This is a genomic window from Petrachloros mirabilis (genome assembly GCF_975968855.1).
Window position 1 is genome coordinate 1 of record NZ_CDLUDY010000297.1, and the last position, 6,172, is coordinate 6,172.

The following is a 6,172-nucleotide window of genomic DNA, read 5'->3' on the forward strand; positions in this document are numbered from 1 at the left end:
CGCAACTCTTGGCGAAGGCAAAAGAAGAAGCGCAATTACTTCAGCTGGGTTATGCGGAGGCGAACGATGCGGTCCGTGTAGCCATGGAGCCAGCCAAATGAGTTGGTGGAGGAACCTTCTTAAACCCGTGATCGGCCTCTCGCCTATGGACGGGGTGACCGACGCGACATTCCGATTGATAGTGGCGCAGGAGGGCAAGCCGGACGTCACATTCACGGAGTTCACTCACGTTCACGATGTCTGTCGCGGGCCTGAATTTCTCCTCGATTCGCTGATCTATCACGAGGAAGAACGGCCTATAGTCGCCCAACTCTACGGAAAGGACCCCGATCTTTTTTATCAGGCGGCGCACGTGGTTTGCGAATTGGGATTCGACGGGCTGGACATCAACATGGGCTGCCCATCGCGGAGTGTGGCCTCGTCCGGATCAGGGGCCGGGTTGATTAGAACACCCCAATTAGCCCATGAGATTATACGCTCGGCGAAACAGGGGATCATTGATTGGGCGAACGGGCAATCGCTTGAAGGGGCCGGCATCAAGCCGGCTCGAGCGGCCGCCATTAGTTTCATGAACGAACAATTCGGGAGGGCCACGCCGTCCGTTCGTGCCCGCATACCGCTTTCCGTGAAGACTCGTCTTGGCTACGACCAAGTCATCGTCGATCGCTGGATCGAACACCTGCTGGAAGAATCGCCGGCGGTCATTTCCCTCCACGGTCGAACACTGCAGCAGATGTATCGAGGTGAAGCGGACTGGTCTGCCATCGCGCGGGCCGCAGAGATTGTGCGGGGAAGCGGAACGATGCTGTTTGGCAACGGCGATGTCCAAAGCTTGCAAGAGGTCGTTCGACGAGTACGCGAAACGGGCGTCGACGGAGTCTTGGTCGGTCGGGCGGTGTTGGGCGCACCGTGGTTTTTCCGTGAGAATCACCAGGCTCGGCAAGCGCTCGGGATGCAAGATGCGAACGGTCCTCATCCTTGGGTGCCCACCCCCTCAGAACGGTTCGCCGTTCTCTTGAAACATGCCAGACAATTCGAGTCGCATGCAGGACGACGGCAATTCAAACGCATGCGAAAACATCTTGGGTGGTATTGCAAGGGGTTCCCCCATGCCGCCGCGCTTCGAGCAAAGATGTTTCAAGTGTCGTCTGCTGCCGATGTCGAATCGGTTCTGGTCGACTACCATGCGAGTCGAATTGTCGATGTGGAGCGAGGTGTTCACCTGCCTGCCGCGGGCGGTGCCGACGAGATCCCGGCTTTGGCTTCCAGATGCGGATAGTCCTCGCCTCGACATCGCCGCGCCGCAGAGAGCTCCTCGCACTGCTCGGCGTTCCTTTTGAACCCCGCAGTCCCGTTTTTGAAGAACAGCTTGCTCCAGGCCGGTCAGCCGAAGAAATGGTTGACCATTTCGCACAAGAAAAAGCACATTCCATTGCAAAGGAAGATCGAGAAGCCGTTGTACTGGGCAGCGACACATTGATCGATTTGGATGGTGAAGTGCTGGGCAAACCGGAGGATTTAACCGAAGCGCGTTCGATGCTCCGGCGCATGGCGGGACGGGCCCATCAGGTCCTTACAGCTGTGACGATCACTTGCCTGGAGCGCCACCTCGACATGACAGCCCGTGCCACTGCTCTGGTCCGTATGAAACCGTTCGATTCAGCGGCACATGAACGATACTTGGCCACCGGCGACAGTTTGGGAAAAGCAGGGGCCTATTCGATTCAGGGGCCTGGTTGTGAGTTGATCGAACAGGTCGAAGGAGATTACTTGACTGTGGTCGGGTTTCCCCTCCGGCTGGTTGCCATGCTTCTGATGAAAGCTGGGGTGAAACTCTCCGTCGATGTGGAAGAACTCTACAGGGCGAGAACATACGGAACGTGGTCGCGGTTCAGCTGTACCTCCCCGTCATGAGAGCGGGCTCGTTGCAATACGAGCGAGGCATTGCGTACAATGCCGCCATTCATTCGTCGATTTTTCACGGAGGGTGTCATAATGGTTGTTCGAGGTTGCACAAGCCTTTGTGGCCTGGTTGGCATGGGATTGTTATTGACTCTGGGAACCGGTCAGGCCTTCGCCATCGATGTGAATCTCTCGATGGAGGATGCCCGAAAAGCCCTTGAAGCAGGACGCCTTCCTATGGATAAGGCCAACACGCCTGAAGACGTGAAGAAAGTCCTTCAGCAGGCTTCGATAGCGACGCGTGTCGGTGCAGACCCCGAAAAAGACCCCTGCGGGGCAAGTGCTGTGCTCCGTACGAAGCGGTATCGTCTTGAGGCGTTCGGCAGACAGGAAGCGTCTGAATCCAAAAAGCGGAAGACGGAAATCCGCATGCCAGAAGAATTCATCAAGAAAGTCATCGACATGCCCAACATGGAAGTGGAAGTACAGCTCTGCGGCGACGATGAGTACTTTGCCGAAGGGGCAGTGATCGAACTGCAGCAGGGGAGCAAACGGGTGAAAGCCATCGACATTGGGAAATCAGAACGGGGCCGCAAGAACGAAGGCGACGGACCGACATACCGTTCTCGCTTCACCGCGGTCTTTGCCTATGAAAAGTTCGACCCCAATGCCCAGTCGGTATTCGTGATCAACCTCATGGACGGCAAAGAAGTTCGTATCAATGCAGACTTCTCAAAAGTAAAATAGGCCTAACTCACCCAGACTTCATTTCACAGACATCGTCGTCGTAAACACTTTCTCAACTGATCACTCCGCCAGCTTATCCGTCTGCCACTCAACTCTCGATACGGTGCGGTTTCGTGCGTTTTTCTTGCTACTCTTCCCTTCTCATCTATACTCCCGCTGAGGCTGGCATTCCACAGGGCGCGGCGGGAGGATCACATGGCGAAGATCGACGACTTTTTCAGATTGATGGCGGATTTCGGTGCGTCGGACTTGCATCTCGTATCGGGGCAACAACCGGTCATGCGGGTGAACGGCGACCTGGAGCGGGTGGGGAGCCAGGGCACTCTCGATCACGAAGAACTCAAGCAGCTCCTTTACGAGATCACGCCGATGGCCAAGAAAGATCAGTTCGAAGCAACAGGCGACGTCGATTTCGGGTATGAGATTCCCGGTCTCGCCAGATTCCGCGCCAACCTGTTCAATCAGAAATTCGGGTGCGCCGCGGTCTTCAGGAAAATTCCCAGCAAGGTGCTAACCGCCGAGGAACTCGGCTTGCCGCCGATCTTAACCAAGGCGGCGATGCTCAAGAAGGGCCTGGTCTTGGTGACGGGTCCGACCGGAAGCGGGAAATCAACGACGCTCGCCGCGATGATTGACTATGCGAACAAGAATCGCAGGGACCACATTCTGACCGTGGAAGATCCGGTCGAATTCGTTCATCAAAGCCAGGGGTGTATTGTTAACCATCGGGAAGTTGGCGTGCATACGCAGTCATTTGCCGCCGCACTTCGGGGAGCATTGCGAGAAGATCCGGACATCATTCTCGTGGGAGAGATGCGGGACCTTGAAACGATCCGTTTGGCCGTGGAGGCGGCGGCAACGGGTCACCTGGTGTTCGGAACACTGCATACTGAGAATGCGGCTAAGACAGTTGATCGAGTGATCGAAGTATTTCCCCATCAAGAGCAAGCGCAGATTCGAAACACACTCTCGACGGCGCTTCGGGTCGTGGTAGCGCAAAATCTCTTCAAGCGGGTCGACCAAAAGGGCCGTTGTGCCGCGCTCGAAATTCTTGTTTGCAACTCAGCGGTAGCGAACCTGATCCGTGATGCCAAGACGTTTCAGATTGCCTCCATCATGCAGACGGGGAAAGCAATTGGCATGCAGACCTTGGACGACGCGATTCAAGATTTGCTCAACAAGAAGTGGATTTCTCCCGAGGAAGCGCACGAAAAGGCTATCGACAAAAGTCGGTTTGCTAAACTGCTCAAGACCCCTCCTGACGCTCTGTTGTAACACTAAATCGCCAATCAAGGCCCAGACTTGAAGTAACGGCCTGGGCCTTGTGTTCGTCACCTTCCTTTGACATCTTCTGGTCCCTCGCTTGCAGAGTGCTATATCATTGCTGGCTCGAGCTTCTATTTGAAGCCTTATCTGTTGCATTTCAGGTCACTTGCGTAGAGGAACTGTAGCAAGAAGGGGCAAGGCTGGTCTGCCCGATCAGAATTCGTAGCCTCTGGACAACGAGAGGCAAGGAGTCGGACATGACGGAGCAATGGGGCGCGATTCTCGTGGTCGACGATGACGCCGACATGCGAGAGTTGGTCTTTGACATGCTTAAAGATCGTGGCCATCAGGTCACAACGGCGGGAAGCGGGGCGGAAGCGTTAAAGACCTTGGCAGAAGAAGACTATGCGGTCGTGCTGACCGATCTTCGGATGAAGGGTATGCCAGGGCTTGAATTACTCGCCGAGATTAAGCGTATCCATCCCGATATCAATGTTATTCTCATGACGGCGTTCGGTTCGGTCGAAACCGCCGTTGAGGCTATGAAGCATGGCGCCTGCGATTATTTGACCAAACCGGTTAAGAAGGAGGAATTGATTCGGGTTATCGAGCGTGTTGTCCGGGAAGCGTCGCTCAGGCGGGAAGTCAGTCGGCTTCGAAAAGAGGTACATAAGGAATACAGCTTTCACCAGATTCTGGGGAAGAGCAAGCCGATGCAGGCGGTTTTCGATCTGATCAAACGGGTCGCCGACAGTCCGACGAATGTCCTCATCAGCGGGGAGAGTGGAACGGGCAAGGAACTGGTAGCCAAGGCCATCCACTTCAACAGCGATCGAAAAGATGCGCCGTTCGTTCCCGTCAATTGCGCGGCGATCCCTGAGCAACTCTTGGAAAGCGAATTGTTCGGACATATGCGCGGAGCTTTTACCGATGCCAAGCTGGATAAGCGAGGCCTCTTTGAAGAGGCGCAGAAGGGGACCCTCTTTCTCGACGAAATCAGCGAACTACCACTGATGCTGCAAGCGAAGTTGTTGCGCGCAATCCAGGAGAAAGAAATCAGGCGGGTCGGCGCAAACAAATCCATTCCCATTGATGTTCGCATCATCGCTGCTACAAATCTGAATCTTGGGGAGGAAGTGAAGGCTAAACGGTTCAGAGACGATCTCTATTACCGACTCAATGTCATCGAATTGAAATTGCCCCCCTTGCGCGACCGGCGTGAGGATATTCCTTTGCTGGTCGAGGCCTTTTTGAAGAAATGCGGGGAAGTGCGCGGCAAAGATGTCAAGGGCGTCAGTGAAGCCGCCTTGGCGATGTTGATGGATTATGGCTGGCCGGGGAATGTCCGGGAGTTGGAAAACGTCATCGAACGAGCGGTCACGCTCAGCCGGGGGGAGAAAATCACGCCCGATGATCTGCCTACAGCTGTGCAAGGAGCTCGCGGTGATCGGCGCGTGCTGGATGAGGCTGCGGAGAAGACGTTGCCGTTGCACGCAATCGAAAAAGAATACATTAAGAAGATCCTGGAAAAAACCGGAGGCAACAAGTACCAGGCGGCACATGCGCTTGGCATCGACCGCAAAACGCTGTATCGTAAGCTCGCCGAAATTGAAGGTAAACCTCAGGTAGAAGACTAACCGCCTCCTGATGGATCGGCTCAGGCCGGGAGCGATCTCGTGAAGGCCTCCAGCAGTCTTGCCATGCGTTTTAGGCTCTGGGCTATCCTGGCTCTCATCATTGGTATTTTTTTGCTCGATTTGCTCACCCCGCTTCAATGGGCGGATTGGGTTCTGTATTTCTTCCCCATCGCCCTTACCCTTTACTCTAATCGCGTACACGACTCTTATCATCTAGTTGCCGTTGTGACGGTGCTGATGACCGTCGGCGGGTATTTCCATCATGCTATCGATCCCATGATCGCCGTATTCAATCGGGGTCTCGGCATCCTTGTTTTATGGGGAGTCGCGTGGTTGATCGTTCGGCAAAAGAGTGTGGCCAAACGACTCGTTGAGACGGAAACGGCGCGAGCCCATGCAGAATCCCATCGCGAATCGGCAGTGGCTGCCCGTGAGCTAGCTGAGGCGAGTACGGTTGGGGCTGTTCATCGCGAGGCGCAAACGGCGCGCGAGCTGCTGATGCACCGTTTGCGTTTGGAAAGTTTTATCGAGTCGGCGATGGATGCGGTGGTAACGATCGACAGCGATCAGCGTATTCTGTTGTTCAATCGGGCGGCGCAACAGATGTTCCGGTGTTCCGC

At 55.2% G+C, this 6,172-nt stretch carries 6 protein-coding genes; all 6 read left to right on the forward strand.

The genetic code is table 11. From position 1 onward, the window contains the following. Positions 1-97 precede the first annotated feature (97 nt). Positions 98-1,279: a tRNA dihydrouridine synthase gene (locus tag ACWVCN_RS12830; protein WP_455246209.1), complete on the forward strand. Its 1,182-nt coding sequence runs from the start codon at positions 98-100 to the stop codon at positions 1,277-1,279. After that, positions 1,270-1,914: a Maf family protein gene (locus ACWVCN_RS12835; RefSeq protein WP_455246211.1), complete on the forward strand. Its 645-nt coding sequence runs from the start codon at positions 1,270-1,272 to the stop codon at positions 1,912-1,914. Before ACWVCN_RS12830 ends, ACWVCN_RS12835 begins: the two co-directional genes overlap by 10 nt. A gap of 39 nt (positions 1,915-1,953) precedes the next feature. Continuing rightward, positions 1,954-2,649, forward strand: a complete 696-nt coding sequence (locus ACWVCN_RS12840; RefSeq protein ID WP_455246212.1) for a hypothetical protein — start codon at positions 1,954-1,956, stop codon at positions 2,647-2,649. A 195-nt stretch (positions 2,650-2,844) separates the two neighbouring features. Continuing rightward, positions 2,845-3,924: a type IV pilus twitching motility protein PilT gene (locus tag ACWVCN_RS12845; RefSeq protein WP_455246213.1), complete on the forward strand. Its 1,080-nt coding sequence runs from the start codon at positions 2,845-2,847 to the stop codon at positions 3,922-3,924. 248 nt (positions 3,925-4,172) lie between these two features. After that, on the forward strand, positions 4,173-5,552 hold the full coding sequence (locus tag ACWVCN_RS12850; RefSeq protein WP_455246215.1) for a sigma-54-dependent transcriptional regulator: 1,380 nt from the start codon (positions 4,173-4,175) through the stop codon (positions 5,550-5,552). A gap of 63 nt (positions 5,553-5,615) precedes the next feature. Next, a partial coding sequence (locus ACWVCN_RS12855; RefSeq protein WP_455246217.1) for a PAS domain-containing protein occupies positions 5,616-6,172 on the forward strand: 557 nt, incomplete at its 3' end.

What these genes read in the sequence shown, in the direction of transcription:
- ACWVCN_RS12830 (WP_455246209.1), top strand. Translation starts at nt 98, where the DNA reads ATGAGTTGGTGGAGGAACCTTCTTAAACCCGTGATCGGCCTCTCGCCT.
- ACWVCN_RS12845 (WP_455246213.1), top strand. Translation starts at nt 2,845, where the DNA reads ATGGCGAAGATCGACGACTTTTTCAGATTGATGGCGGATTTCGGTGCG.
- ACWVCN_RS12835 (WP_455246211.1), top strand. Translation starts at nt 1,270, where the DNA reads ATGCGGATAGTCCTCGCCTCGACATCGCCGCGCCGCAGAGAGCTCCTC.
- ACWVCN_RS12840 (WP_455246212.1), top strand. Translation starts at nt 1,954, where the DNA reads ATGCCGCCATTCATTCGTCGATTTTTCACGGAGGGTGTCATAATGGTT.
- ACWVCN_RS12850 (WP_455246215.1), top strand. Translation starts at nt 4,173, where the DNA reads ATGACGGAGCAATGGGGCGCGATTCTCGTGGTCGACGATGACGCCGAC.